The organism is Streptomyces sp. NPDC006261 (assembly GCF_040613515.1).
In the GTDB taxonomy this organism is placed as follows: domain Bacteria; phylum Actinomycetota; class Actinomycetes; order Streptomycetales; family Streptomycetaceae; genus Streptomyces.
In genome coordinates this window covers 1-26,908 of the sequence record NZ_JBEXSI010000076.1, presented here as the reverse complement: position 1 = coordinate 26,908, position 26,908 = coordinate 1, and the positions used below count along the sequence as shown (strand labels likewise).

Here is a 26,908-nt window from a genome sequence, read left to right as displayed (position 1 = left end):
TCGCGTGTGCGGCCCGGGTTGTTGCCGTTGTCGTTCGCGCAGCGGCGGTTGTGGTTCCTGTACAAGTTCGAGGGTGCGTCGGCGACGTACAACATGCCGTTGGTCCTCCGGTTGGCCGGGAAGCTGGACGCCGGTGCGTTGGAGGCGGCGATCAATGATGTGATCGCCCGGCACGAGCCGTTGCGCACGGTCTTCCCCGACATCGACGGACAGCCCCACCAACGGGTGCTTCTCCCGGAGCAGGCGCGGATCGATGTCGCGGTGGAGGAGCTCGGTGAGGAGCAGGTGTCCGAGCGGGTGGCACGGATCGTGCGGCACGGTTTCGAGCTGGACCGGGAGGTCCCGGTGCGGGCCGGGCTGCTCGTGACCGGGCCGGACACCTCCGTACTGGTCCTGATCATCCACCACATCGCCGCCGACGGCTGGTCGATGGGGCCGCTGGTGCGCGACCTGGTCGCCGCGTACACCGCCCGCCGCGACGGCGCACGCCCCGATTGGGCGCCGCTGCCGTTGCAGTACGCCGACTTCACGCTCTGGCAGCACGACCTGCTCGGTGACGATGCCGATCCGGACAGCCTGTTCGCCCGGCAGGCCGCGTACTGGTCCGACCAGCTGGCGGGGCTGCCGGAGCTGGCCACGCTGCCCACGGACCGGCCGCGCCCGGCGCTCCCGACGTACCGTGGCGACGTCACGCAGTTCCACATCGGGGCTGACACGCATGCCGGGTTGCGGCAGTTGGCACGTTCGGCGGACGCGACGCTGTTCATGGTCCTACAGGCGGGGCTGGCGGCTCTGCTGTCGCGGCTCGGGGTCGGGGACGACATCCCCGTGGGGTCGCCCATCGCAGGCCGTGGTGACGAGGGCCTGGACGATCTGGTCGGGTTCTTCGTCAGCACGCTGGTGCTGCGCACGGACACCTCGGGGTCCCCGACCTTCGCCGAGCTGCTGGCGCGGGTGCGGGAGACCTGCCTGGCCGCGTACACCCACCAGGACCTGCCGTTCGAGTACCTGGTGGAGAAGCTCAACCCCCAGCGGTCCACCGCTCACCACCCCTTGTTCCAGGTGGTGCTGGTCCTGCAGAACGACGACGGGGCCCGCTTCGAGCTGCCGGGCCTGCGGGTGGGGGCCGAGAAGGCGGGGGCCGGGTCCGCCAAGTTCGACGTCTTCGTCAGCGTCACCGAGACGTTCGACGAAGACGGCGCACCGGCCGGTATCGCCGGCCTCGTCGAGTACGCCACCGACCTGTACGACGCGGCGACCATCGACGCGTTCACAGCGCGCTGGTCGCGCCTGCTGGGCTCGGCGGTCGGCGACCCCCGACAGCCGGTGAGGTCACTGGAGATCCTCGCCCCGGGCGAGCGCGGCAGGCTGCTCGCCTGGTCCGGAGCCGACCGGGCCGACCTGCCACCGGTGACCCTGCCGGAACTGTTCGCCGCGGCGACCCGGCGGGCACCGGACGCGGTGGCGACGGTCTCGGGCGAGGGCGAGATGGCCTACCGCGAACTGGACCGCCGCTCGAACCGGGTCGCCCACCGTCTGCTGCGCCTGGGCGTCGGCCCCGGGCAGCGGGTGGCCTTGCTGATGCGGCGCGGTCCGGAGCTGGTCGTCGCCATCCTGGGCGTGATCAAGACCGGCGCCGCCTACGTTCCGGTGGACCCGGACTATCCGGCCGACCGGATCGCCTACATGCTGGCCGACGCCGAGCCCGCCGTGGTCCTCGACGACGGCTGGGCGGACGGGGCTGACCAAGAGGCGCTCCCGGACACCGACCCGGGCGTGACGATCCATCCCGCGCACACCGCGTACGTCATCTACACCTCCGGCTCCACCGGCCGGCCCAAGGGTGTCGAGGTGACCCACGCCGGGTTCGCCAACCTCGCGCGGGCCCAGCTGGACGCGTTCGCGCTCACGCCGGACAGCCGGGTGCTGCAGTTCGCCTCGCCCAGCTTCGACGTCTCCGTGTGGGAGCTGGTGATGGCCTTCGCCTCGGGTGCGGCCCTCGTGGCCGCCTCCGCCGACGCGTTGGCCGGCGAGGCGCTGGCGGGGACGCTGAGCCGTCAGCGGGTGACCCATGTGACACTGCCCCCCTCCGTGCTGGCCACCCTCGACGCACAGGGGCCCGGCACACCCTTCCCGGACCTGGCGGTGCTGCTGGTGGCAGGTGAGGCGTGCTCACCGGACCTGGTGGAGCGCTGGGCGCCCGGCCGCCGCATGATCAACGCGTACGGGCCCACCGAGTCGACGGTCGGCGCGGCGATGAGCACCCCCCTGACCGGCCGCGAGACCGGAGTGGTCCCCATGGGACGGCCCCTGTTCGGTCTCTCGGGGTACGTCCTGGACGCCGGACTTAACCCGGTGCCGCAGGGCGTCATTGGCGAGCTGTACGTGGCCGGGGCGGGCCTGGCCCGTGGCTATCTGGGCCGGCCGGGGCTCACGGCCGAACGGTTCGTGGCCAACCCGTTCGGCGGCGCGGGCGAGCGGATGTACCGCACCGGTGACGTGGTCCGGTGGAACGCCGAGGGGCAGCTGGAGTACCTCGGCCGCGCCGACGACCAGGTCAAGATCCGCGGCTTCCGGGTCGAACCCGGCGAGGTGCAGGCCGAGTTGCTGCGGCAGCCCGGCATCGTCCAGGCCTACGTGAGCGTCCACCGGCACGGCGGCACCGATCCGCGGCTCGTCGCCTACGTGGTGCCCGAGGACCTCGACGGCTTCTCGGTGACCGCCGTGCGCGAGACGCTGCGCGACCGGCTGCCGGGCTACATGGTGCCCGCGGCGGTGACGGCCCTGCCCGAACTGCCGCTGAGCCCCAACGGCAAGGTGGACCGCAAGTCACTGCCGGCCCCCGACTACGGGGGCCGGTCGGGCCGTCCTCCGCGCACCCCGCAGGAAGAGGTGCTGTGCACGCTCTTCGCCGAGGTCCTGGGCCTGTCCGGGGTGAGCGTGGACGACGGATTCTTCGACCTCGGCGGTCACTCCCTGCTCGCCACCGGACTGATCAGCCGGATCCGGGCCATCCTCGGCGTCGAACTGCCGCTGCGGATCCTCTTCGAGGCGCCCACCGTCGCCGAACTCGCACTGCGGCTCGACCAGGACGCGGACGAGGGGACCGGCCGGGGCCCGGCATCCACGGGAGCGTCCAGCGCCTTCGAGGTGCTGCTGCCGCTGCGGACCAAGGGAGACCGGGCGCCCCTGTTCTGCCTGCATTCGGGTGGCGGGATGTGCTGGAACTACGCGAGCCTGCTGCCGCACATAGGCGCCGACATCCCCGTCTACGGTCTCCAGGCCCGGGGGCTGTCGGACCCGGACAGGCTGCCGGGGACGGTCGAGGAGGTGGCCGACGACTGCATCGAGGCCATGGTGGGGGTGCAGCCCGAAGGACCGTACCGGCTGATGGGGCACTCCTTCGGGGGCATCATCGCCCACGCGATGGCTGCCCGGCTGGCCGAGCGCGGTCAGCGGGTCGAGCTGCTCGTCTGCCTCGACGCCAAGCCGGCCGAGGACGAGGAGGACATCCCCGAGCACGCGCACGAGGCGTACTACCGGGGAATCCTCGAACTGCTGGGGGTGAGCACCGCCGAAGTACCCGTGGAGGAGATGACGTTCGAGGAGTTCGCGGCGGTGGCCCGGACGACCAACACCGTCCTCGGCAGCATCGAGGAGAGCGAGTTCCTCACCATCATGCGGGTCATGGAGAACAACATCGCCATCACCCGGGGATATCGGCACCGACGGGTCGAGTCCGAGATGATGCTGTTCGCGGCCACCCAGGAGACCGACAGCGTGCTGGAGGCGGACGTGTGGCACGCGTACCTCGACGGCCCGGTGGAGTACCGGCGGATGGACTGCTCCCACGCCGGCATGCTCAAGCCGGAGACGCTCAGTGAGATCGGCGCGTTGGTCCAGGACCGCCTGCGGCACGGCTCCGCCGATTCCTGAGGGAGGTGTGCCGGCAGGGCGGGAGACCTGGTACATCTCCGGCGTGCTCGCGCCCGTGGAGGTCATGACCTCCACGGGCGGGTGGTCACTATGCCGGGCCACCGCGCAGCCGGACCCGGTCCGGCGTGAGCTCCCCGACCGAGGTGGCGCCCAGCAACTGCATGGTCTGCCGGAACTCCGTGCAGAGGATGTCCAGGGTCCGGTTCACGCCGGCCTCCCCGCCCGCCATCAGCCCGTAGAGGTAGGCGCGGCCGACGAGGACGGCCGTGGCACCCATGCAGACCGCCGCCACCGCGTCCGCGCCGGACCGTACGCCTCCGTCGAGGTAGACCTCCGCGGCGCCGTCGACCGCCCGTACCACGGCGGGCAACTCCTCCAACGGCACCGGTGAGCGGTCCAGTTGCCGCCCGCCGTGGTTGCTGACGACGAGGGCGTCCACGCCGAGCCCGGCGATCATCCGGGCGTCCTCGGCCGTCTGGACGCCCTTGACGATGAGCTTGCCCGGCCAGACCTCCCGCAGCCAGGCCACGTCATCGGCCCTCGCCCCGGGATCGAACATCAGGTTGCCGAGATCCGCGACGGTGCCCTGCCACCGGCTGAGGGAGGCGAACTCCAGGGGCGGGGTGGTCAGCAGGTTCATCCACCACCACGGCCGCAGCGCCCCGTCCAGCAGAGTGCGCGCGCTCAGCGCCGGCGGAATGGTCATGCCGTTGCGCACATCCCGCAGCCGTGGCCCCGCGACCGGTGTGTCCACGGTCAGCATCAGTGCCTCGTAGCCCGCCTCGGCGGCGCTGAGCACCAGGTCGAGGCTGCGGGCCCGGTCCCGCCACAGGTACAGCTGGAACCAGCGGCGGACTCCGGGTACGGCGGCGGCCAGCGGCCCGGCGGCCGTGGTCCCCATCGTGGACAGCGTGTACGGCACGCCGTGGGCCGCCGCGGCCCGAGCCACGGCCGTCTCGCCCTCGTGGTGCATCATCCGGGTGAAGCCGGTCGGGCCCAGCGCGATCGGCAGCGCGGCCACCTCGCCCAGCACTGAGGTCGAGGTGTCGACGGACGAGACGTCCCGCAGCACGCTCGGCCGGAACTCGATCCGGCGGAACGCGGCCCGGTTGCGGGCGAGCGTGAGTTCCTCGCCAGCGCCTCCGTCCGTGTAGTCGAACACGGCTCGCGGCGTACGGCGACGGGCGATCGCCCGCAGGTCCGACACATCGGCGGCGGCGGCGAGCCGTCGTCGGGTGGCATCGAGGTGCGGCCATCGTGGCCGCAGCAGCGGCAGGAGTTCCGCCGCACGCGGGATCCGGCGCCGGGGGCGGTCGCCCACCGGAGATGACGGGTAGCCGTCCATGGCCCCACCTTCTTCTCTGGGGCCCTCGTGGCCGGCCGCGGGCCGCGCCCGCGAAGCCCCGGGGGCCCGGTCCTGCCACGTCACGGGCACTGTACGTCCGCGAGCGAACGGGGGACGACAACTGTTCGGCTGCGCAGTACTGCCGGGATCCCACCGGTTCGCGTACCGCACCGGGAACCCGTACGTCACCGGGCGGGCCGGTGCGTTCCGACGTGGGGGAGCGGCCCCGACCCGGTCGGTTTCCGGCCCGCCACGATCCTGGGGCCCCGTTCAACTGCGCAGGAGGCCCGGACACCGCGCGTCTATCGTGACGCCATGGTTCTTCCCGAGGTGATCCGGATCGTCTCCCGTGACTCGCCCATGGCGCTGGCCCAGGTCGAACGGGCACGCGCCGCACTGGGCGCGGCGTACCCGGGGACGCTGACCGAGGTGGTTCCCGTGCGCACCACCGGCGACCGGTGGCTGGGTGACCTGTCGCTGGTCGATGGCAAGGGCGCCTTCACCAAGGAGGTGGACGCCGCGCTGCTGGCCGGAGCGGCCGATCTCGCTGTGCACTGCGTCAAGGACATCCCCGGCGACCGCCCGCTGACGCCCGGCACGGTCTTCGCCGCCTTTCTGGCCCGCGACGACATCCGCGACGCCTTGGTGGACCCGGCCGGCCGCACGCTCGATCAACTGCCGCCCGGCACCCGGATCGGCACCTCCTCCGTGCGGCGCACGGCCCAACTGGCCGCCTCGCAACCGCATCTGGAGTGCGTACCGATGCGCGGCAACGCCAATCGGCGCCTGGCCCGGATGGCCGCGGGCGACGCCGATGCGCTGGTGCTGGCGGTGGCCGGCCTGGAGCGGATCGACCGCCCGGACGCCATCAGCGAGATCATCGATCCGGAGCTGATGGTGCCGGCGCTGGGTGCCGGGGCGCTGGCACTCCAGTGCCGCGAGGGCGACACCGGGCTGATCGAGGCGGTGGGAGCCATCGGCGATGACGCCACACATCAGGAGGTGACCGCCGAGCGGGCGCTGCTGCACGTCCTTCAGGGCCACTGCGGTAGCCCGATCGCCGGATTCGCCCGGGCCACCGCGGACGGCGTTCTCCTACTACGGGCCTGCGTCTTCAGCGCCGACGGCAAGAAGGTATTGCACGCCCAGGAGCGGGCCGAGCCCCACGCCGCCACGGCTCTGGGCGTTTCGGTCGGCACGGCACTGCTCCGCCAGGGCGCCCGGGAACTGCTCGACGGCCCGGGGCGCGGCCGGGGCCTGTAGGGATCCTGGCCGCGACGACGGAGGAGGACCCGGCCGCGGTCCCACGGCTCAGGGTCGGACGCCCCTCGACCGCGGTCCCACGGGCCCGAAGCCGGCCCTACGGGCCCAAGGCCGGACGTCCCCCGGGAGCCCGGGGCCTGACGCCCTGTCGGTTCAGGGCCGGACGCCGGGGCCGAACCCCGTCCAGCGAAGCTCCGCCGGCAGATGGCTCATGTCGTTGTACACCAGCACTGACGGAGCCGCGCCCGTGTAGTACTCGATGGCCGTCACCGACGCGTTCCCGCAGTTCAGCCCCAGCCATCGCTCCCGGGGAGAGTCCAGCGCATGCCGGAGGAGCCACGCCACCTGGTAGGCGTGGGTGATCAGGACCTCATTCGTCTCGACGTCGGCGTCGCGCGCGAACCGGTCGGTCAGCGCGTCCGCGAGCCGCTCCCCTGTGGCCGCTTCCACGGGGTCGTATCCGTCGAACACCCCTGCCATGGCCGCCGGCGGCTTCTCCGGCACGTGCGGGACGTGATCGATCAACTCGGGAGCCGGCTGCACCGGGACACCGCCCAGCCGTTCACCGATGAGCTGAGCCGAGCGCACGGCCCGCGGCAACGGCGAGTGCCATACGGCACCGATCGGCAGTCGGGCCAGGCGCTCCGCGAGCAACTGCGTCTGCCGCTGCCCCACATCGGTCAGTGCCCCGAACGCGTCCGCCGCGCCGTGCCTGACCACGTACAGACGCCGAGTCGCCATGAGATTCCCTCCGCAGGAAGCCAGTGGAATGATCCGAACATCTGGATGATGCTGACCTTCCGCTGCCGGGTCAACTGTTCACTCCGGGACCGTGGCCGAGCTTCAGCCCTCCGTCCAGCCATGGTCCTTCGCGAACTGGGCCAGCCCACCGCGCACCTGCAGTATCTGCTGGCCGGTCAGCGAGGGGGCCGCCGCCAGCAGGACCTCGGTGACCTCCTGGGTGAACTCCACCGGGGTGAGCACGTCGCAGAGCGAGTCGTCGTACGAAGGGCTCGGCTTGCCGGTCTCCCAGGGGGCCAGGCGAACCCCCGCGGCCTTCGGCCCCCGCTCACCGTTCTCGATCTCGAATTCGACCCGCACGCCGGGACTCACCAGCGACTCGGACACCTGCATGTCGTTGACGTGCAGGAACACATCGTCCCCGCCGGTCTCCGGAGTGATGAATCCGTACCCTCGCACATGGTCGAAACGCACTACACGGCCAGCCACCATGACAACCTCAGCAAATCAACGTCTCGTCCCCACTGGCCCCTTGCCCGCGGAGTTGAACCGAGCGTAGCCGTGCGTCACCGCGGAAGCGACCCTTCGCTGTCACGGTGGCACGCGGCCTACGGCGGTCGTCATCCGCGCCGCCGCCCCCGCCCCGGCAGTCGGCGGCATGTCGGCCCGGGAACCGTGCAGCCGGCCCACCAAGGCCGCTGCCAGCCGTACCCGTACGAGCCGTACCGAGCCGTACGTCGACGCCGCCGCACCCCTCCCTGCCCAACTGAGTAGCGGGCCGGAAGGGGTGCGGCGGCATTCTCATGTCAGATGTCCCGGAAGATCTCGATCTGCGCCCCCACCGAGTTGAGCCGCTCCGCCAGCTCCTCGTAACCCCGGTTGATGACGTAGACGTTGCGCAGTACGGAGGTGCCCTCGGCCGCCATCATCGCCAGCAGCACCACCACGGCGGGCCGCAGCGCGGGCGGGCACATCATTTCGGCGGCGCGCCAGCGGGTGGGGCCTTCGACCAGGACCCGGTGCGGGTCGAGGAGTTGGAGGCGGCCGCCGAGGCGGTTGAGGTCGGTGAGATAGATCGCGCGGTTGTCGTAGACCCAGTCGTGGATCAGGGTCTGGCCGTGCGCGGAGGCCGCGATGGCCGCGAAGAACGGGACGTTGTCGATGTTGAGGCCGGGGAACGGCATCGGGTGGATCTTGTCGATCGGCGCCTCCAGCTTGGAGGGCCGCACCGTCAGGTCCACCAGCCGGGTCCGGGCGTTGTCGGCCGCGTACTCCGGTGTGCGGTCGCAGTCGACGCCCATCTCCTCCAGGACCGCGAGCTCGATCTCCAGGAACTCGATCGGCACCCGGCGGATGGTGAGTTCGGACTCGGTCACCACCGCAGCGGCCAGCAGGCTCATCGCCTCGACCGGGTCCTCGGAGGGGGAGTAGTCCACGTCCACGTCGATCTGCGGGACCCCGTGCACGGTGAGCGTCGTCGTGCCGATGCCGTCGACCCGGACGCCCAGCGCCTCCAGGAAGAAGCAGAGGTCCTGGACCATGTAGTTGGAGGAGGCGTTGCGGATGACCGTCGTACCGTCGTGGCGGGCGGCGGCCAGCAGGGCGTTCTCGGTCACGGTGTCGCCGCGCTCGGTCAGCACGATGGGACGGCCGGGGGAGACCGAGCGGTCCACCTGTGCGTGGTACAGCCCCTCCGTGGCGGCGATCTCCAGGCCGAACCGGCGCAGCGCGATCATGTGCGGCTCGATCGTGCGGGTGCCCAGGTCGCAGCCGCCCGCGTAGGGCAGGGTGAACTGCTCCATCCGGTGCAGCAGCGGGCCCAGGAACATGATGATGGAGCGGGTTCGGCGCGCGGCGTCGGCGTCGATCGCCTCCATCTCCAGCTGCGCGGGCGGCACGATCTCCAGGTCCACGCCGTCGTTGATCCAGCGCGTGCGCACCCCGATGGAGTTCAGCACCTCCAGGAGGCGGAACACCTCCTCGATCCTGGCAACCCGGCGCAGGACCGTGCGGCCCTTGTTGAGCAGCGAGGCGCACAGCAGCGCGACGCAGGCGTTCTTGCTGGTCTTGACGTCGATGGCGCCGGAGAGCCGGCGGCCGCCGACGACCCGCAGATGCATGGGCCCGGAGTAACCGAGCGACACGATCTCGCTGTCGAGAGCTTCGCCGATGCGGGCGATCATCTCAAGGCTGATGTTCTGGTTGCCGCGCTCGATGCGGTTGACGGCGCTCTGGCTCGTGGCGAGCGCCTCGGCCAGCTGCGTCTGTGTCCAGCCCCGGTGCTGCCGGGCGTCACGGATGAGCTTGCCGATGCGTGCGAGGTAGTCGTCTGACATGGCGGCAGGTTATCTCAGATATGAGATGAGGCTGATGTGGGGGTGTGCCGTTCGAGTGAGGGGCGTGCAACGGTCGCCCCGCGCCTGCATCGTCCCCCGGGCGGGGCGACGGGGCGCGGGGCGCGCGGCCGTACGGGGTGAGGGCCGGGTCAGCCGCGCCGGGCCGCCGGCCACTGCAGGGCCTCCGCGCCCGCGTCGAGCACGGAGACGCCCCTCCGCCGGGCGCACCCGCGGTTCGCCGTCGGGCAGCGGTCGGCGAGCCGGCGGCTGTGGGCGGCCGGTGCTGTCCGGTCCTGGCCGCCGTGGAGCAGGAGCACGGCTGATCCGTACGGGGTCGCGGCCCCAGGGCGCGACGTACGCCAGGTCGTCGGTGATCAGGCGATCCGGCCCGCCCCCTGGAGCGGGCCCACGACCTGGTCGAACCAGGACCAGTCACCGCCCAGCGCCTCGTGGTCGGCGTCGGCAAACATCTCCGGGTCGTGAGCGGCGCCCGCCTCGTACGCCTCCTTCGCCGCCCGCCCCTCGGTGGCCGCCCGCAGTGAGGCCGCTGAGGGGCGGCATCATGCCAGCGAACCAGTCGAGGTCCCTCGGCGCCGTACGGAGCGAGTCCCGCGGCCGTCACCAACCCGACGACCCGGTCGGGCAGCCGGGCACCGCAGGCCGACGCGTGCGGACCGCCGCCGGAGTGGCCGAGGACGGCGAAGCGGTCGATGCCCAGCGCGTCGGCGGTCGCCCGCACGTCGGCTGCGGCCGACGCGGTGTCCCGGCCGGGGAGGGGGAGGAACCGCCGTGGCCGGGATGGTCGTACGACCCCCAGCGGATGCCCGACTCCGCGGCGGCGGCGAAGAGCGGCGCGGGCGGGGAGCCGATGTTCGGCGTGCCGTGGTGCCGGAGGACGACGAGCCCGTCGCCGCCGGTGTCGTACACATGGAGCCCGCGGCCGTCCGACGGCCGCAGATCGCTCTCCCTGACCCTCACTCCGCCACCCTCCACCGCGTGGGACGCTCCCGCCGCACGAAACTGCCGACCAACGCCGCGCGAGGGTCACACATCACTCCTGCCGCAGAGGCAACCCACAGGTTCGCCTCCCCGTCTCGATCTCCGAGAGCGTGTTCGACCCGGAACAGACCACCGGAACGGACGCGCGCACGACCAGGATTGAGGAGGAGCTTTGATACGTGGCCGGAGAGCATGGGCCGCCGCGATAGCGGTGCTGACGGTGGCGGGGGTGGCGCCGACGGGGGCGTACGCCGCCCCGGTGCCACCGGAGATACCCGGCGCCACCGCGACACCCCATGCCGGCGACGCGTTGCCACCCGGCTGGCGCGTCGCCGGTGAGGACGGGCAGAGCCACCTGGAGTGGCGCGCGCCCGAGCCGGTCCCCATGGGCGACGCCCGCGTGGAGTTCCGCGCGAACGGTGCACTCGTGGGCGTACCCGAACCGCAGGACGACGGCCGGACCTTCCGCCTCCCGCTCGACGAGGTCCGCACCGCCGACCTGGACGACCTCCAGGTCCAGGCCGCCGGGCGCCGGCTCGACGAGGCCCCGGGCGCCGGCGCGAGCCGCCAGGCCAAGCCGCCGGCCCCGAAGCTCCCGCCCAAGCTGCCCGCGGGGGCCGTCGACCCGGGCAAGGCCGGCACGTACGCCACCACCACCGGCGAGTACAGCCTCTCCTCCGTCAAGCTTCCCGGCCTTCCCGCGCCGGTCGAGATGCGGGGTGTCGTCGTCGCCCCGAAGAAGGCGGCCGGCAAGCGTCCCGTCGCCCTCTTCCTGCACGGCCGCCACGCCACCTGCTACGTCCCCGGCAAGGCCGAGGAGATCTCCATCGACTGGCCCTGCGCCAAGGGCAGCAAGCCGATCCCCAGCCACCGGGGCTATCTGAGGGACCAGAAGCTGCTGGCCTCCCAGGGGTATGTGACCGTCTCGATCTCCGCCAACGGCATCAACGGCCAGGACTGGAACGCCGAGGACGGCGGCGCGCAGGCCCGCTCCTCACTGATCCGCAACCACCTCGGCCGCTGGGCCGACTGGGCCGCGAGGCCCGCCTCCGCCCCGGCCGCCGTGCGCAAGGGTCCGAAGACCGACCTGTCCCGGGTGCTCCTCGTCGGCCACTCGCGCGGTGGCGAGGGCGTCAACCGTGCGGTGATGGACAGCCTGTACAAGCCGCCGGCAGCCCAGGACGGCTACCGGTCCAAGGCCCGCTGGAACATCCGCGGCACGGTCCACATCGGCCCCACCATCTTCGGCCAGAACCCGGTGCCGGACGTTCCCTCGCTCACCATCCTGCCGGGCTGCGACGGTGACGTCTCCGACCTCCAGGGCCAGGTGTTCACGGACGGCACCCGGGGTGTCAGCCGGGGCAAGGCCCTCCACAGCTCGGTCTACATGGTCGGCGCCAACCACAACTACTTCAACAGCGAGTGGACCCCCGGCCAGGCCAAGGCCCCGGCGGACGACGACTTCTGGCACGAGCCCGAGTCGCCCGACCCCCTCTGCTCGCCCGGTGCCACCGGACGGCTCACCGCCAACCAGCAGCACAAGGCGGGCGCGACCTACATCGCCGCCGCCGCACGGCTGTTCGTCGGCGGTGACGACCGCGTACGCCAGCTCGTCGACGGCACCGGCCGCCGCGCCCCCTCCGCCGACCCCGCCCGGGTGCTCACCCACGCGGTCGGCGGCAACCGCGGCGCGGCCTTCCTCCCCGACGACCCGCAGGGCTCGCCGAAGGTCAGCGGCGCCAGGCTGTGCGACGCCGTCGCCCCCGGCCGCTCCGCGTGCCTGGGCGAGAAGGACCCCGGCTCCTCGCCGCACTTCGCGCAGTGGCGCCCCGAGCACGAGGCCGGCCGCCGCGCGGTCGCCCTGGACTGGAAGAAGCCGGGTACGGTCGCGCGCGCCACCCCGAAGAAGCCGGTCTCGGTCAAGGGCGCCAAGAGCCTCGCGCTCCGCGTCGCCGTCCCCCCGAACACCAGCGGCACCCGCTTCGACGTGCATGTCAAGGACGCCAAGGGCAAGCGGGCCAAGCTGGGCAGCGTCCGGATCGACGGGCTCCCCGGCACCGACCGCACCACCTCGTACTGGGCGCAGGAGGTCCGCGTCCCGCTGACCGCCGCGACCCGCGCCAAGCTGAACCTCGGCAAGATCGCCTCCCTGGAGCTGACCCCCAAGTCCCGTTCCGGCAAGGCCTGGCTGATGGACGCCTGGTCGTGGAAGCCGGGCACGCCCGCGGTGAAGGCCGCGCCGCTCGCCCGCGTCGACATCGGCCGCCTCACGGTCAAGGAGGGCGACTCGGGCTTCCGTACGTACCAGGTGCCCGTCCGCACCACCGGTAAGAACGCCGGAGCGGTCCGGCTGTACGTCGTCGACCCGGAGACCGGCAAGTCGGCCGGCCGCCTGGTCAAGGTCGGCCCCGGCACCGCCGGGATCAAGCTCACGGTGAAGGTCGTGGGCAACAAGCGCTACGGCTGGGACAAGCCCCACGACATCCTGGTCAAGGCGGTCCGGGGAACGGTCATCGGCGCGGACGCCGGCGGGGTCACCGCCGAGAACGACGACCCGATGCCGAAGGTGACCGTCAAGCCGGTGACCGCCGACGTCACCGAGGGCGCGCCGCTGACGTGGCGCATCACCCTGTCGGAGAAGGCGGACATCGAGATCTGGGCCCTGGCCCAGCTGGTCCCCGTCACCGGCGGCCGCCCGGAGCTGTCCACGGCCGACGTCGACGAGGAGTGGCTGTCCCAGCTCGTGGAGGAGATCCCGAACCCGGCGGTCCCGCTGTCGAAGGTCGAGTACGGGACGCTGTGGACGACGGTCCCGGCGGGCGGGAAGACCGCCGACCTGACCGTCCCGACCATCCGTGACCAGGTGAAGGAGCCGGCCGAGTACGTCCGCTTCCAGCCCACGGACGACGAGGGCGCGCCGCTGGGCCCGCCCTTCGAGGGCACGGTCCGCGACGCGCCGTAGCCCGCCCGGTGGACCAGGTCCGGCCCCTCCGCGATCATGCGGAGGGGCCGGACCTCTGTCGGGCCCGCAGGGGGACGACCGGGCCTCCGCCGCCCGGCCGACCCCGCCGCGTACCTCTCGTACCGGAGGCTCATGAGGTCCGCCGCACCGGCTGATGAACGTGCGAGGACGGGCGGCCACGATGAGTCGCATGACCTCGCAGAAGCCCCCTGCCACCTCGCGGACACCCGTGGCGCCGCCGCCGCGCTGGGCGGTCCGGGCCGCGCACCTCGCCGCGCTGGTGGTCCTGCCGAGCGCGCTGTGGCGCATCGCCCTGGTGCTCGGGCACCCCGCCGGCTACACAGAGGCGGGCTTCGAGCCCTTCGCGACGGTCGATGCCCAGGTCTGGATGCTGACCCTCAGCGTGGTCAGCGAGCTGGCCGCCCTCCTGACCATCGGCCTGGTCCGCCCGTGGGGCGAGGTCGTACCGCGCTGGATCCCGCTGATCGGCGGGCGCGGTGTGCGCCCCATGGCCGCCGTCGTCGCCGCCGCCCCGGGTGCGGTGGCTCTGACCCTGATCTGGGCAACCGTGCCCCTCTGGTGGACGTACCCGCACGAGGAGATGACGGCCACCGGGAACCTGGTCGTCGGCGTCCTCTACCAGCCGCTGGTCCTCTGGGGTCCGCTGACCGCGGCTGTCACACTCTCCTGCCACCGTCGGCATCGCGTCCGGCGGCGCGGGTAGGAGCGCGTAAGCACCTGGGCATGCGCGGAAGGGCTGACCCGTCGCAGTGATTCCTCATGCTGTCTGTCAAGCCGCGAGGGCGGTCGGCGGCGTGAGCTCGTAGCACCGTCCGTCGCGGAGGAGAGCCCAGAGGGCGTTGACGCGGCGGCGGGCGAGGGCAAGGACGGCTTGGGTGTGGCGCTTCGAGGACGAGGCCACCGGTGACTGGCGCGACGTCGATCTGGACCTGGCGCGCTACGCGGTGGATCGAGCCCCGAGGGGCTGAAGCTGGCCGGCGAGACCGGCACCCCGGCCACCTCGATGAAGGCCGCTCCTCGAGCCGGACATCTCACCCGGAGCCACCGAGGTGCCGAGCCGTGGATGGAGAAGCAGGAAGAGTGCACCTGGCCATGACCGAGCGGCGGCTATGTACTAGAGTTATCTCGACATCGAGATATCTGCCGAGGCGCACCGCAGCCGCCGCCTGGTAAGGCATGCCTAACTAAGCCTTACCTTAGCGGATGGTCGGGGCCGTAGGCGGCACAACGCGGCGCCCGCTGCCAATGAGGCGCGGCGCGGTAGAACGCGCACATTGAAGAAGGAGACTGTCGTGTCGGCGAACAGCTTCGACGCCCGCAGCACGCTGCGCGTGGGCGACGAGTCGTACGAGATCTTCAAGCTGGACAAGGTAGAGGGCTCCGCGCGCCTCCCGTACAGCTTGAAGGTCCTGCTGGAGAACCTGCTCCGTACCGAGGACGGCGCGAACATCACCGCCGACCACATCCGTGCCGTCGGCGGCTGGGACTCCCAGGCGCAGCCCAGCCAGGAGATCCAGTTCACGCCGGCGCGCGTGATCATGCAGGACTTCACCGGCGTGCCGTGCGTCGTGGACCTCGCCACCATGCGTGAGGCCGTGAAGGAGCTGGGCGGCGACCCGGCGAAGATCAACCCGCTGGCGCCGGCCGAGCTGGTCATCGACCACTCCGTCATCGCCGACAAGTTCGGCACCAACGAGGCGTTCGCCCAGAACGTCGAGCTGGAGTACGGCCGCAACAAGGAGCGCTACCAGTTCCTGCGCTGGGGCCAGACCGCCTTCGACGAGTTCAAGGTCGTCCCCCCGGGCACCGGCATCGTCCACCAGGTGAACATCGAGCACCTGGCCCGTACGGTCATGGTCCGGGGTGGCCAGGCGTACCCCGACACCCTCGTCGGCACCGACTCGCACACCACCATGGTCAACGGCCTCGGTGTGCTGGGCTGGGGCGTCGGCGGCATCGAGGCCGAGGCAGCGATGCTCGGCCAGCCGGTCTCCATGCTCATCCCGCGCGTCGTCGGCTTCAAGCTGACCGGCGAGCTCCCGGCCGGCACCACCGCCACCGACCTCGTGCTGACCATCACCGAGATGCTCCGCAAGCACGGCGTCGTCGGCAAGTTCGTCGAGTTCTACGGTGAGGGCGTCGCCGCCACCTCCCTGGCCAACCGCGCCACCATCGGCAACATGTCGCCGGAGTTCGGCTCCACCGCCGCGATCTTCCCCATCGACGACGAGACGCTGAAGTACCTGCGTCTGACCGGCCGCGACGAGCAGCAGGTCGCCCTCGTCGAGGCGTACGCCAAGGAGCAGGGTCTCTGGCTGGACCCGGCCGCCGAGCCGGACTTCTCCGAGAAGCTGGAGCTCGACCTCTCCACGGTCGTCCCCTCCATCGCCGGCCCCAAGCGCCCGCAGGACCGCATCGTCCTGGCGAACGCCTCCCAGCAGTTCGCCCAGGACGTCCGCAACTACGTCGCGGACGAGATGGAGGCGAGCAAGGAGTCCTTCCCGGCCTCCGACGCCCCCTCCACCACGCCGAACGGTGTCCCGTCCAAGCCGGTCACCGTCACGGCCCCCGACGGTTCCACGTACGAGATCGACCACGGCGCCGTCACCGTCGCCGCGATCACCTCCTGCACCAACACCTCGAACCCGTACGTCATGGTCGCCGCCGCACTCGTGGCGAAGAAGGCGGTCGAGAAGGGCCTGACCCGCAAGCCGTGGGTCAAGACCACCCTGGCCCCGGGCTCGAAGGTCGTCACCGACTACTTCGACAAGGCGGGCCTGACCCCGTACCTCGACAAGGTGGGCTTCAACCTCGTCGGTTACGGCTGCACCACCTGCATCGGCAACTCCGGCCCGCTGCCGGACGAGGTCTCCAAGGCGGTCAACGACAACGACCTCGCCGTCACCTCGGTGCTCTCCGGCAACCGTAACTTCGAAGGCCGGATCAACCCCGACGTCAAGATGAACTACCTGGCGTCCCCGCCGCTGGTCGTCGCGTACGCCATCGCCGGTTCGATGAAGGTCGACATCACCAAGGACGCGCTCGGCGTCGACCAGGAGGGCAAGCCGGTCCACCTGACCGACCTCTGGCCCACCGAGGCCGAGGTCAACGACGTCGTGGCGAACGCCATCGGCGAGGACATGTTCAACAAGTCCTACCAGGACGTCTTCGCGGGCGACGCCCAGTGGCAGGCGCTGTCGATCCCGACCGGCGACACCTTCGAGTGGGACTCCGAGTCCACCTACGTGCGCAAGCCCCCGTACTTCGAGGGCATGACGATGGAGACGACCCCGGTCGAGGACATCACCGGCGCCCGGGTGCTCGCCAAGCTCGGCGACTCGGTCACCACCGACCACATCTCCCCGGCCGGCGCCATCAAGGCAGACACCCCGGCCGGCAAGTACCTCACGGAGCACGGCATCGAGCGCCGTGACTTCAACTCCTACGGCTCACGCCGAGGCAACCACGAGGTCATGATCCGCGGCACGTTCGCCAACATCCGCCTGCGCAACCAGATCGCGCCGGGCACCGAGGGCGGCTACACCCGCGACTTCACCAAGGATGACGGCCCGGTGTCGTTCATCTACGACGCCTCGCAGAACTACCAGGCCGCCGGCACCCCCCTCGTGATCCTCGCGGGCAAGGAGTACGGCTCCGGTTCGTCCCGTGACTGGGCCGCCAAGGGCACCGCGCTCCTCGGCGTCAGGGCCGTCATCGCCGAGTCCTACGAGCGCATCCACCGCTCGAACCTCATCGGCATGGGCGTCCTGCCGCTCCAGTTCCCCGAGGGCCGGAACGCCGAGTCCCTCGGCCTCACCGGCGAGGAGACCTTCTCCTTCACCGGCGTCACCGAGCTGAACAACGGCACCACCCCGCGCACGGTCAAGGTCACCACCGACACCGGCGTGGAGTTCGACGGCGTCGTCCGTATCGACACCCCCGGCGAGGCGGACTACTACCGCAACGGCGGCATCCTGCAGTACGTGCTCCGCAGCCTGATCCGCAAGTAGGCGGACCGGTGGCCGAGTGAAGAAGGGCCGCATCCCGGGTCTCTCCGGGATGCGGCCCTTCGGCGTCACGTCGTATCGGTCACGGCGCCGTAGCGCTACATCGGGTCCCGCTGCACCTGCTTGATGCGGCACTTCGTGCCCGTCGGTACCTCGCCGACTCCCTGCGCCTTCACCTTCACCGACGCGCCGGGGGCCAGGTCGTCGGTGGTCGCGATGCCGTTGGTCAGCACCGCGCCCTGCGCATCCAGGAACTCGACGAACACGACATAGCCCGCCGGGTCCCCGCTCCCGTTCACGATCTTCAGATCGGCGTGCTGCCAGCCGATCAGCGAGTCCCGCACGCACTTCGTGATGGTGACGTCCTCCTCGGCGGGAGGCTCGGGCGCGACGGGCTCCGGCTCGGCCTCCTCCACCGGCTCCTCGTCGTACGGCTCCTCGTCGTACGGCTCGGAGTAGGGCGCGTCCGACCGTGCGGGCGGCAGCGCGATGGAGTCCGCGACCGAGTCCATCAGGGAGTAGACGAGCGCCACCGTCGCCCCCGCCACCACCAGCCCACCGCCCACGGCGAGCGACACGATCAGCCCCGTACGCTGCTTGCCCGGCGGTGCGGGAGAAGCGGCCCAGGGCGAAGCGGACGGCGGCGCTCCCACCGGAGCGTGGTGCTCCGGCTGGGGCCGAGGCTGCGGCTGTTCGGGCGGCGGAGGCGGCAAGTTGTCGGACATGAGGTCCCCCCACGGGAAGTCGGCCAGGTGAGGGACTTACGGTACGTGGCTCCACCCGCGCCACCATCACCGAGAGTGAACGGACCACCATGGGCGAGCTGATCCTCATCCGGCACGGCGAGACCGAATGGTCCCGCTCCGGGCAGCACACGAGCTGGACCGACCTCCCTCTGACCGCCACCGGCGAGCGCCAGGCCCGCGCCCTCGTGCCGCTGCTCGCCGACCGGAACATCGGCCTCACTCTCGTCAGCCCCTCGATCCGGGCCCGCCGCACCGCCGAGCTGGCCGGACTCCACGCCCCCCGGGTCACCCCCGAGCTGCGGGAATGGGACTACGGCGGCTACGAGGGCATCACCACCCAGGCGATCCGCCGCACCCGCCCCTTCTGGAACCTCTGGACCGACGGCGTCGACCCCGGCTCCGACGAGCACCCCGGAGAGAGCCCCGCCGACGTCGGGCAGCGCGCCGACCAGGTGCTCGCGGGCGTCCGGTCAGCCGCCGAGGGGCTCGGGGACGCGGACATCGCGCTCGTCGCGCACTCGCATTTCCTGCGCGTCCTCACCGCCCGCTACCTCGGCCTGACCCCGGCCGAGGGCCGGCTCTTCCAGCTCGCCACCGGGGCCGTCTCCCGGCTCGGCACCGAACACGGCCGGCCGGTGGTCGCCGCGCTCAACGTGGCCCTCCCCGAGAGCCTGCACGAGGCCTGAAACGCCGGCGGCCGGCACCCCGCCCTCGGGGTACCGGCCGCCGCACGCGTCGCGTACGGATCAGGAGAGCAGTTCCACCTCCGCCAGCGTCGCCGGACCCGTCAGCACCAGCCGGTACTTCGCGTACGCGCCGGGCCGGTCCACCGAGAAGGCGCGGGTCTGCCTGTCCCAGGCGAAGGACTGGCCGGAGCGGCGGTCGATGTCCGTCCACTTGTTGCCGTCGGACGAGCCCTGGAGGGCCCAGCCCTTCGGGGCCTTGTCCGCCGCCGACGACGTCAGCGTGTACTGGAGCGCCTTCGTGGCCGAGTCCACCGGCAGCTCGACCGACGTGACCTCCGCCGAAGTCGCCGAGGTGTTGTCGAACAGAGCGCCGTCGCCCTTCAGCACATCGCCCTTGGGCGCGGGGGCCTTGTCGTCCTTCTGGATGGAGACCGGGGCCGCGTCCTTCCCCGTGCCCCAGGCGGACGGCTTCGGGCCCATGTCGAACTCCAGCGTGCCGCCCTTGGCCAGCACGTCGTGGGGCAGCGCGGTGGAGCTCCACTTCTTGCCGTTGACCTTCACGCCCTGCACGTAGATGTTCTCCGCGCTGTTCTTCGGGGCCTTGACGGTCAGCTTCCGGCCGCTGTCCATGCGGACGGTGACCTTCTTGAAGAGCGGCGAGCCGATCGCGTACTCCCCGCTGCCCATCACCAGCGGGTAGAAGCCGAGCGCCGAGAAGAGGTACCACGCCGACTGCTCGCCGTTGTCCTCGTCACCGTGGATGCCCTGCCCGATCTCGCTGCCGACGTAGAGGCGGCCCAGCACCTCGCGGACCTTCTCCTGCGTCTTGTACGGCTGCGAGGCCGCGTTGTACATGTACGTGGCGTGGTGGGCGACCTGGTTGCTGTGCCCGTACTGGCCCATCCGTACGTCACGCGCCTCGGTCATCTCGTGGATCACCCCGCCGTAACTGCCGACGAACTCCGGGCCCGCCGTCTCCGGCGTGGAGAAGTAGGTGTCCAGCTTCTTGCCGAGCCCCGCGCGGCCGCCGTACAGGTTGGCCAGCCCCCGGCTGTCCTGCGGGGCGGTGAAGGCGTACCCCCAGCCGTTGGTCTCCGTGTAGTCGTAGCCCCAGACGCGGGGGTCGTACTGGTCGGAGGGGAGGCGCCAGTCGCCGTTGGGCTTCTTGCCCTGGAAGAAGCCCGCCTTCTCGTCGAAGAGCTTGACGTACTTCTGCGCACGGTTGAGGAAGTAGGCGGACTCCTCCTTGTACCGCGCCTTCTTCGTCTTCTTGTAGAGCTCCTCGCCCATCCGCGCGATGCCGTAGTCGTTGAGGTAGCCCTCCAGCGACCAGGACAGGCCCTCGTGGGTCGCGGTGTTCGCGTAGCCGGTGAACACGGAGGTCTCCATGCCCTTGCGGCCGACGCCCGAGGAAGGCGGGGCCACCGTGGCGTTCTTGACCGCCGCGTCGTACGCCGCCTCCGCGTCGAACTGCACGCCCTTGACGTACGCGTCCGCGAAGGCCACGTCCGAGCTGGTGCCGGTCATCAGGTCGGCGTAACCGGGAGAGGACCAGCGGGACGTCCAGCCGCCGTCCTTGTAGTGCTGGACGAAGCCGTCCACCAGCTCGCCGGCCTTCTTCGGGGAGAAGAAGGAGTAGGCGGGCCAGGTCGTGCGGTAGGTGTCCCAGAAGCCGTTGTTGACGTACACCTTGCCGTCGACGATCTTCGCCCCGGTCTGCGTCGGGGTGTCGGTGCCGACCGGCTTGGAGAAGGGGCTGGCGTACTTGTTCTTGCCGTCCACCTTCTCGTGGCCCGAGTTCGGGTAGAGGTAGAGGCGGTAGAGGCTGGAGTAGAGCGAGGTGAGCTGGTCGGCGTTGGCTCCCTCGACCTCGATCGTCCCCAGGATGCCGTCCCAGGCCGCCTGCGCCTTGCGCTGCACCTTCTCGAAGGACGTGGACTCAGGGATCTCCATGGCCAGGTTCTTCTTCGCCTGGTCGACGCCGATCAGCGAGGTGGCCAGGCGCAGGTTGACCGTGCGGTCCTTGCCGGCGTCGAAGCGGAAGAAGCCGGTGACGTCGTCACCGCCTCCGCCCTTCAGCTTGCCGCTGTCCGTCACCGGCGCGTCGAAGACGCCGTGGACGAACATGCGGGTCGCCCCGGTGGACAGGCCGCTCTTCACGTCCGTGTAGCCGGAGAAGGAGCGGGTCTTGGGGTCCAGGGTGAGACCGCCGGCGTTCGACACGTTGTCGAAGACCAGGCTCGCGTCCTTGCCCGGGTAGGTGAACCGCATCCGCGCCGCATGGTCCGTCGGCGCGATCTCGGCCTTGAGACCGTTCTCGAACGTGACGCCGTAGTAGTGCGGCTTCGCCGTCTCGTTCTCGTGCCGGAACGGCAGCGCACGGGCCGTGCGGGCGGCGTCCGGGGTGCCGGCCGCGGCCGACGGCATCACCTGGAAGGTCTGCCGGTCTCCCATCCAGGGGCTCGGCTCATGGCTGGCGCTGAAGGCCTGGAGTGTGGGGAGGTTGTCCTCGTTGTTGCCCCGGTGGTAGTCGTACAGCCAGCTCAGCGAACCGGCGTTGGTCACCGGCGTCCAGAAGTTGAAGCCATGGGGGACCGCGGTGGCCGGAATGTTGTTGCCGCGCGAGAAGCCGCCGCTGGAGTTGGTGCCGCGGGTGGTGAGCGCGTAGTCCGAGAGATGCGCCTTGCGCTTCTCGGGCGCCTTCGGGGCGATCGCGATGTCGTCGACCCAGCCCTGGAACTTCGCCGGCCCCTTGGGGGAGTCGTACGCCACCAGGATCCGGTCGACCGTCTTGCCCGCCGCCACCGTGCCGATGCGGGAGGCGACCTTGTTCCACTGGTTGACGTAGAGGCGCTTGGCGTCGGCCTGGCCCTGCGGGGTCAGCAGCCCGCCGTGGCTGTCGGTGGCCTTGAGCTCGCTCAGGTACGTGCCGTCGGTGAAGGCCAGGTCCACCGCGATGTGGGTCGCGGGGTAGTTGAGGTCCGTCTCGCCCATCTGCGGATAGACGAGGTAGGAGAACTCGGTGTCCTTGGTGACGGCCGTGTTCACGTCGAAGACCTTGTTGTACGAGTACGCCCGGCCGTCCGGCGTGTGGGTACCCGCGTAACGCAGTGCCTTCTTTCCGGTGAATCCCGCGCCCGCCTTCGCGGTGGGCGAGCCGGAGGGGCCGCGGTCGGCCTGGCTGCGCATCTCGCCGGGGACGGGCGCGGAGGTGTCACCGTTCGAGAACTGAACGTCGGCGAGCTGGAGGATGTCCGGCGCGCCGTTGTTGGCGGTGATCTCCAGGCGGAAGTGCCGGTAGGCGGTGTCGGAGGAGAAATCGTACGACTTGGTCTCGTGCCGCTTGGCGAAGGTCTCGCCCGTGCGCTTGTCGAGGTCGGTCCACTCCTTGCCGTCGGCGGAGCCCTTGAGCGTCCAGTCCTTCGGGTCGCGCGGGGCGTGGTCGTTGGCGGAGGTGAGCGCGTACGTCACCACCTTGACCGGCTCGTCCAGGTCGAACTCGACCCAGCCGGTCTTCGCGAACGCCAGCCACTTGGAGCCCGGTTCGACGTCGACCAGGTTCTCCTTGACCTCGCCGCCCGCGGTGTTCTCGGCGCTGGCGCGGACGTCGGTCACCCGGTCGGTGACATTGCCCGGTATTCCGGCGGAGAATCCGCCGTCGACACCCGACGAGCGCTCGGTGCCGTCCGGTCCTTCCTCTACCGTGTTGCGCCAGTCCGGCTGCTTCTCGTCCGCTTCGAACGAGGAGCGGAACGTCCGCTCCCCAGAAGGCTTCTGCGGCGCCTGGGACGGGCCGGCGACGGCGGCCGTGGGGGCCGCGAGGGCCAGGGCGAGTGATGCCGCGAGGACGGCGGCCGTGCGGCTCCGTCTCGTACGGGCGGCGCTGCTGAAGGCTTTTCCAGCGCCATGGTGGAGACCTCGTGGTGGCTGCATACCGAGCCATTCCTCCCCGGAGCGTGCTTGGACAACGTTGTCATAGCGGGATGCAAGGTCCAGTAGGGAGCCAAGTGGCTGGACGTGTCAAGAGTGTTGCCTCAAGGGCGGGCCACGAATCGGCCGTAAGGGGAAAAAGCTGCCCCTGGGTGAGGGCGTGGGGTGCCGAGGAGTCGGCGAGGTCTCAACTCGGGAAAGACTGTCGTCCCAACATGCATTCGATCTTGCTCAGTTGGCGACAAGTGGACTATACCTGTCGCCATCTGCACAGCCGTTTCCGACGGATGCGCACACGGGGGGACAAGGGGACGTCCGCGGGGGAGTCACCGACGCCCTGGCGGTACGGTTCTCCGACCACCCCCACTCCGCCGGTTCTTCATCTCCGGTACACCTGCATATCTGTACGACCCGAGCGCAACCGACCGCGGTGGCGGGGCCCTTCGCCTGAGGCGAATTTTCGACGGGTGACCGGTACACCGCCTGAGTCCTGGAGAAGGCGAGGACTTGAGCATGGGATCCACCTCCGCTCAGAACAATGAGGGCCTTGGCCGTCGCGATCTGATCAAGCGTTCTGCCGCACTCGGCCTGATCGCTGTTCCGACGATGAGCTTCCTGTCCGCCTGCGCGAGCGGCGACAGCGGCACCGACGACAAGGTCGAAAAGGGCGAGAAGACCGAGAAGAACCCGCTGGCCGTCAACGGCAGCGCCCCGCTGGAGATCGTCATCTTCGACGGCGGGTTCGGCACCAAGTACGCCGAGGACGCCCGGGACGTCTACAAGAAGACCTACCCCGAGGCGCAGATCAAGTTCTCGGCCACGCAGAAGATCCAGTCGGTCCTCCAGCCGCGCTTCAACGGCGGCACCCCGCCGGACCTGATCGACAACTCCGGCGCTCAGCAGATGGACATGGGGGTCCTGGTCGGCAAGAAGCAGCTCACCGACCTCACCCCGCTGCTGGACGCCCCCTCCATCGACGACCCCGCCAGGACGGTCCGCGACACCCTGCGGCCCGGCATCGTCGAGATGGGCCAGTTCGACGGCGACCCGGTCTGGATCATGTACTACGCGTACACGGTCTACGGCGTCTGGTACTCGCAGACCGCGTTGGACAAGCTCGACGCCACGTACCCCGAGACGTGGGACGACATGCTCGCGCTCTGCGCGAAGGCGAAGAAGAAGGGCATCGCCGGCTGGACCTACCCCGGCAAGCACCCTTACTACATCCCGTTCTCGCTCTACCCGTTCATCGGAAAGATCGGCGGCGTCGAGGTCCTCGACGCCATCGACAACCTGGAGCCGAAGGCCTGGGAGCACCCCGCGGTCAAGGCCGCCTTCGAGGCGTACTACGAGCTCTACGCCAAGGGCTACATCCTGAAGGGCACCCCGGGCCTGGACCACCGCGGTTCGCAGGGCGCCTGGGCCCGCGGCAAGGCGCTGTTCATCCCGAACGGCTCCTGGGTCGAGAACGAGGAAGCGGCGATCATCCCCAAGGACTTCAAGCTGTCCGTGGGCGCTCCCTCCAGCCTCGACTCCTCGGACAAGCTGCCCTTCGGCACCATCTGGGCCTCCGGCGGCGAGCCGTTCATCGTCCCGGCCAAGGCGAAGAACCCGGAGGGTGGCATGGAGCAGCTGCGCATCATGCTCAGCGAGGCCTCCTCCAAGTCCTTCACCACCAACACCAAGTCGCTCTCCGCCTTCAACGGCGGCACTGATGGCATCGAGCTCTCCGACGGCCTGAAGTCCGGTGTCGCCGCCCTGGACAAGGCGGGCACCAATGTGGTCAACCCCCGTCTGCAGGACTGGTACGTGAAGCTCCAGAAGGAGCAGATCGGCGTCGCGGCGCTCGGCGAGATGATGGCCGGCCGCGCCACCCCGGCCGAGACCATCAAGAAGATCCAGGCGTTCGCCGACGCGGCCGCCAAGGACCAGTCCATCAAGCACTTCAGGCACCAGTGATCACGCGTCACCAGCGGCGGCAGCTCGGGGAAGGTCGGAGTCGGTAACGATGCAGCACGGTAAATACCGGTTCATAATCGGGTTCCTGGTGGCCCCGATGGCGTTGTACGTCCTCTTCGTCATCTGGCCGTTCATCCAGTCCATCTACTACTCGTTCACGGACTGGACGGGTCTGAGCCCCGACTTCAAGATGGTCGGCTTCGACAACTACACCAAGATGCTCGATGACGACATCTTCTGGAAGTCGCTGCAGCACAGTGTGCTGCTGGCCGTTCTGCTGCCGCTGGTGACGCTGGGCCTCGCGCTCTTCTTCGCCTTCATGCTCAACGTGGGTGGCCGGCGCCGCAAGGGCGCCGCCATCGCGGGCGTACGGGGCTCCGGCTTCTACAAGATCGCCTACTTCTTCCCGCAGGTGCTCTCGATCGCGATCGTGGCGATCCTCTTCCAGTTCGCCTTCGACCCGGCCCAGGGCATGATCAACGGCACGCTCAAGGCCGTGGGCTTCGACGACGTACCGGACTGGCTGGGCGATCCGAACCTGGCCCTGTGGGTCATCATGGCGGTCCTCGTCTGGTGCACCACCGGCTTCTTCGTGGTGCTGTTCTCCGCGGGCATGGCCTCCATCCCCAAGGACTTCTACGAGGCCGCCCTGCTGGACGGGGCGAGCCGCTTCACGACCTTCTTCCGGATCACGCTTCCCCTGCTGTGGGACACGGTCCAGTCCGGCTGGGTCTACATGGGCATCCTGGCGCTCGGCGCCGAGGGCTTCGCCATCGTCCACATCATGAGCGTCGGCCCCGGCGGGCCCGACTACTCGACCACCGTCCTGCCGCTGTACGTCTACCAGTCGGCGTTCCGTGACGGACAGGCGGGCTACGCGACCACGATCGGTGTCGCTCTGCTCCTCGTGACCCTGGCGTTCGCCGCCATCGTCATGCGGGTGGGCCGGCGCGAGCGGCTGGAGTTCTGATGAAGACCACCGACACCCCTCCCTCCGGCGCCTTTGGGCCCTCCTCCGGCACCGACGCGGCCAAGGTGCCCGCCCAGCGCACCGGCACTGCCCCCAAGGGCTCCCCGGCCCCCGCGAAGAGCAGCGAGGGTCAGGTCCTCAACGTCTTCTCGCACGGGATGCTCGTCCTGTGGGCGATCATGGTCGCCCTGCCGTTGTTCTGGGCGGTGATGTCCTCGTTCAAGACCGACTCGGACATCTTCAACACCCCCTGGTCGCTGCCCGACTCGCTGAACTTCGATGCCTGGGGCCGGGCCTGGAGCCAGGCCCACATGAGCGAGTACTTCCTGAACACCATCCTGGTGGTGGGCGGGTCGCTCGCCGGCACCCTGGTCCTCGGCTCGATGGCCGCCTATGTGCTGGCGCGCTTCGAGTTCCCGGGCAACCGCTTCATCTACTTCTTGTTCGTCGGCGGCATGAGTTTCCCGATCATGCTGGCGCTGGTCCCGCTGTTCTTCGTCATGGACAACATGGGGATGCTGAACACGATCCACGGCCTGATCCTCGTGTACATCGCGTACTCGCTGCCGTTCACCGTGTTCTTCCTGACCTCGTTCTTCCGTACGCTGCCGACCTCGGTGGCGGAGGCGTCGATCATCGACGGAGCCTCGCACACCCGGACGTTCTTCCAGGTGATGCTGCCGATGGCCAAGCCCGGCCTGATCAGCGTCGGCATCTTCAACTTCCTGGGGCAGTGGAACCAGTACATGCTGCCGACGGTGCTGAACACCGACCCGGAGAAGCGGGTGCTCGCCCAGGGGCTGGTGGAGCTCGCCTCCAGCCAGGGGTACAAGGGCGACTACTCCGGCCTCTTCGCCGGCCTGGTGATCGCGATGCTCCCGGTGCTGGCGGCGTACATCATCTTCCAGCGTCAGGTCGTCTCCGGTCTGACGGCGGGTGCGCTGAAGTAGGTCACATATCCACAACGGCCTGGTGCCCCGGCGGAGAAACTCCGCCGGGGCACCCCG

The 26,908-nt window shown here is 70.3% G+C and carries 15 protein-coding genes and 1 pseudogene; 9 read left to right on the top strand and 7 right to left on the bottom strand.

What is annotated here, in order from left to right:
* On the top strand, window positions 1–3,936 hold a 3,936-nt coding region (locus tag ABZ154_RS31535; RefSeq protein WP_356837786.1), incomplete at its 5' end, for an amino acid adenylation domain-containing protein.
* 88 nt (window positions 3,937–4,024) lie between these two features.
* Here the strand turns inward: ABZ154_RS31535 and ABZ154_RS31530 are convergent.
* Window positions 4,025–5,281: an alpha-hydroxy acid oxidase gene (locus ABZ154_RS31530; protein WP_356837785.1), complete on the bottom strand. Its 1,257-nt coding sequence runs from the start codon at window positions 5,279–5,281 to the stop codon at window positions 4,025–4,027.
* Window positions 5,282–5,596: 315 nt separating this feature from the next.
* Between ABZ154_RS31530 and hemC the strand changes: the two genes are divergently transcribed.
* Complete coding sequence (hemC, locus tag ABZ154_RS31525) at window positions 5,597–6,544, top strand: hydroxymethylbilane synthase (protein WP_356837784.1); 948 nt, start codon at window positions 5,597–5,599, stop codon at window positions 6,542–6,544.
* A 153-nt stretch (window positions 6,545–6,697) separates the two neighbouring features.
* Here hemC and ABZ154_RS31520 read toward each other — a convergent pair whose 3' ends face one another.
* The 4 genes and pseudogenes from ABZ154_RS31520 to ABZ154_RS31505 all read right to left on the bottom strand — a co-directional run bounded on the left by ABZ154_RS31520 (window position 6,698) and on the right by ABZ154_RS31505 (window position 10,599).
* Entirely contained in the window at window positions 6,698–7,285 is a 588-nt protein-coding gene (locus tag ABZ154_RS31520; RefSeq protein WP_356837783.1) for a histidine phosphatase family protein, read from the bottom strand.
* A gap of 102 nt (window positions 7,286–7,387) precedes the next feature.
* Complete coding sequence (locus ABZ154_RS31515; RefSeq protein WP_356837782.1) at window positions 7,388–7,777, bottom strand: cold shock domain-containing protein; 390 nt, start codon at window positions 7,775–7,777, stop codon at window positions 7,388–7,390.
* Between the two features lie 314 nt (window positions 7,778–8,091).
* Window positions 8,092–9,621: a UDP-N-acetylglucosamine 1-carboxyvinyltransferase gene (locus ABZ154_RS31510; RefSeq protein ID WP_128846718.1), complete on the bottom strand. Its 1,530-nt coding sequence runs from the start codon at window positions 9,619–9,621 to the stop codon at window positions 8,092–8,094.
* A 149-nt stretch (window positions 9,622–9,770) separates the two neighbouring features.
* Window positions 9,771–10,599: pseudogene (locus ABZ154_RS31505) on the bottom strand (alpha/beta hydrolase).
* 193 nt (window positions 10,600–10,792) lie between these two features.
* On the opposite strand from ABZ154_RS31505, the gene ABZ154_RS31500 reads away from it, so the two are divergent.
* The 3 genes from ABZ154_RS31500 (at window position 10,793) to acnA (ending at window position 17,613) form a co-directional block, all read left to right on the top strand.
* Window positions 10,793–13,582, top strand: coding sequence for a hypothetical protein (locus tag ABZ154_RS31500; protein WP_356837781.1), 2,790 nt, complete (start codon window positions 10,793–10,795; stop codon window positions 13,580–13,582).
* A gap of 181 nt (window positions 13,583–13,763) precedes the next feature.
* Window positions 13,764–14,306, top strand: coding sequence for a hypothetical protein (locus ABZ154_RS31495; protein WP_356837780.1), 543 nt, complete (start codon window positions 13,764–13,766; stop codon window positions 14,304–14,306).
* 589 nt (window positions 14,307–14,895) lie between these two features.
* Window positions 14,896–17,613: an aconitate hydratase AcnA gene (gene acnA, locus ABZ154_RS31490; RefSeq protein ID WP_356837779.1), complete on the top strand. Its 2,718-nt coding sequence runs from the start codon at window positions 14,896–14,898 to the stop codon at window positions 17,611–17,613.
* A gap of 95 nt (window positions 17,614–17,708) precedes the next feature.
* Here the strand turns inward: acnA and ABZ154_RS31485 are convergent, their stop codons facing one another.
* Entirely contained in the window at window positions 17,709–18,335 is a 627-nt protein-coding gene (locus ABZ154_RS31485; RefSeq protein ID WP_356837778.1) for an FxLYD domain-containing protein, read from the bottom strand.
* Between the two features lie 89 nt (window positions 18,336–18,424).
* Between ABZ154_RS31485 and ABZ154_RS31480 the strand changes: the two genes are divergently transcribed.
* Entirely contained in the window at window positions 18,425–19,042 is a 618-nt protein-coding gene (locus ABZ154_RS31480; RefSeq protein ID WP_356837777.1) for a histidine phosphatase family protein, read from the top strand.
* Between the two features lie 60 nt (window positions 19,043–19,102).
* On the opposite strand, the gene ABZ154_RS31475 is transcribed toward ABZ154_RS31480, so the two are convergent.
* Window positions 19,103–22,975 (bottom strand): GH92 family glycosyl hydrolase, encoded by a 3,873-nt coding sequence (locus ABZ154_RS31475; RefSeq protein WP_356837776.1) that lies wholly within the window; start codon window positions 22,973–22,975, stop codon window positions 19,103–19,105.
* 510 nt (window positions 22,976–23,485) lie between these two features.
* Here ABZ154_RS31475 and ngcE point away from each other — a divergent pair.
* Genes ngcE through ABZ154_RS31460 form a run of 3 tightly spaced genes read left to right on the top strand, consistent with a single transcriptional unit; the run spans window position 23,486 to window position 26,851 of the window.
* Complete coding sequence (gene ngcE / locus ABZ154_RS31470; RefSeq protein ID WP_356837775.1) at window positions 23,486–24,931, top strand: N-acetylglucosamine/diacetylchitobiose ABC transporter substrate-binding protein; 1,446 nt, start codon at window positions 23,486–23,488, stop codon at window positions 24,929–24,931.
* A 49-nt stretch (window positions 24,932–24,980) separates the two neighbouring features.
* Entirely contained in the window at window positions 24,981–25,901 is a 921-nt protein-coding gene (locus tag ABZ154_RS31465; RefSeq protein ID WP_356837774.1) for a sugar ABC transporter permease, read from the top strand.
* Entirely contained in the window at window positions 25,901–26,851 is a 951-nt protein-coding gene (locus ABZ154_RS31460; RefSeq protein ID WP_356837773.1) for a carbohydrate ABC transporter permease, read from the top strand. Before ABZ154_RS31465 ends, ABZ154_RS31460 begins: the two co-directional genes overlap by 1 nt.
* Window positions 26,852–26,908 lie beyond the last annotated feature (57 nt).

Excerpts from the sequence above, each read along its gene's own strand:
- ABZ154_RS31460 (WP_356837773.1), top strand. The coding sequence starts at position 25,901 with ATGAAGACCACCGACACCCCTCCCTCCGGCGCCTTTGGGCCCTCCTCC.
- ngcE (WP_356837775.1), top strand. The coding sequence starts at position 23,486 with ATGGGATCCACCTCCGCTCAGAACAATGAGGGCCTTGGCCGTCGCGAT.
- ABZ154_RS31485 (WP_356837778.1), bottom strand. The coding sequence starts at position 18,335 with ATGTCCGACAACTTGCCGCCTCCGCCGCCCGAACAGCCGCAGCCTCGG.
- hemC (WP_356837784.1), top strand. The coding sequence starts at position 5,597 with ATGGTTCTTCCCGAGGTGATCCGGATCGTCTCCCGTGACTCGCCCATG.
- ABZ154_RS31475 (WP_356837776.1), bottom strand. The coding sequence starts at position 22,975 with ATGCAGCCACCACGAGGTCTCCACCATGGCGCTGGAAAAGCCTTCAGC.
- ABZ154_RS31510 (WP_128846718.1), bottom strand. The coding sequence starts at position 9,621 with ATGTCAGACGACTACCTCGCACGCATCGGCAAGCTCATCCGTGACGCC.
- ABZ154_RS31480 (WP_356837777.1), top strand. The coding sequence starts at position 18,425 with ATGGGCGAGCTGATCCTCATCCGGCACGGCGAGACCGAATGGTCCCGC.
- ABZ154_RS31465 (WP_356837774.1), top strand. The coding sequence starts at position 24,981 with ATGCAGCACGGTAAATACCGGTTCATAATCGGGTTCCTGGTGGCCCCG.
- ABZ154_RS31515 (WP_356837782.1), bottom strand. The coding sequence starts at position 7,777 with ATGGTGGCTGGCCGTGTAGTGCGTTTCGACCATGTGCGAGGGTACGGA.
- ABZ154_RS31530 (WP_356837785.1), bottom strand. The coding sequence starts at position 5,281 with ATGGACGGCTACCCGTCATCTCCGGTGGGCGACCGCCCCCGGCGCCGG.
- ABZ154_RS31495 (WP_356837780.1), top strand. The coding sequence starts at position 13,764 with ATGAGTCGCATGACCTCGCAGAAGCCCCCTGCCACCTCGCGGACACCC.
- ABZ154_RS31520 (WP_356837783.1), bottom strand. The coding sequence starts at position 7,285 with ATGGCGACTCGGCGTCTGTACGTGGTCAGGCACGGCGCGGCGGACGCG.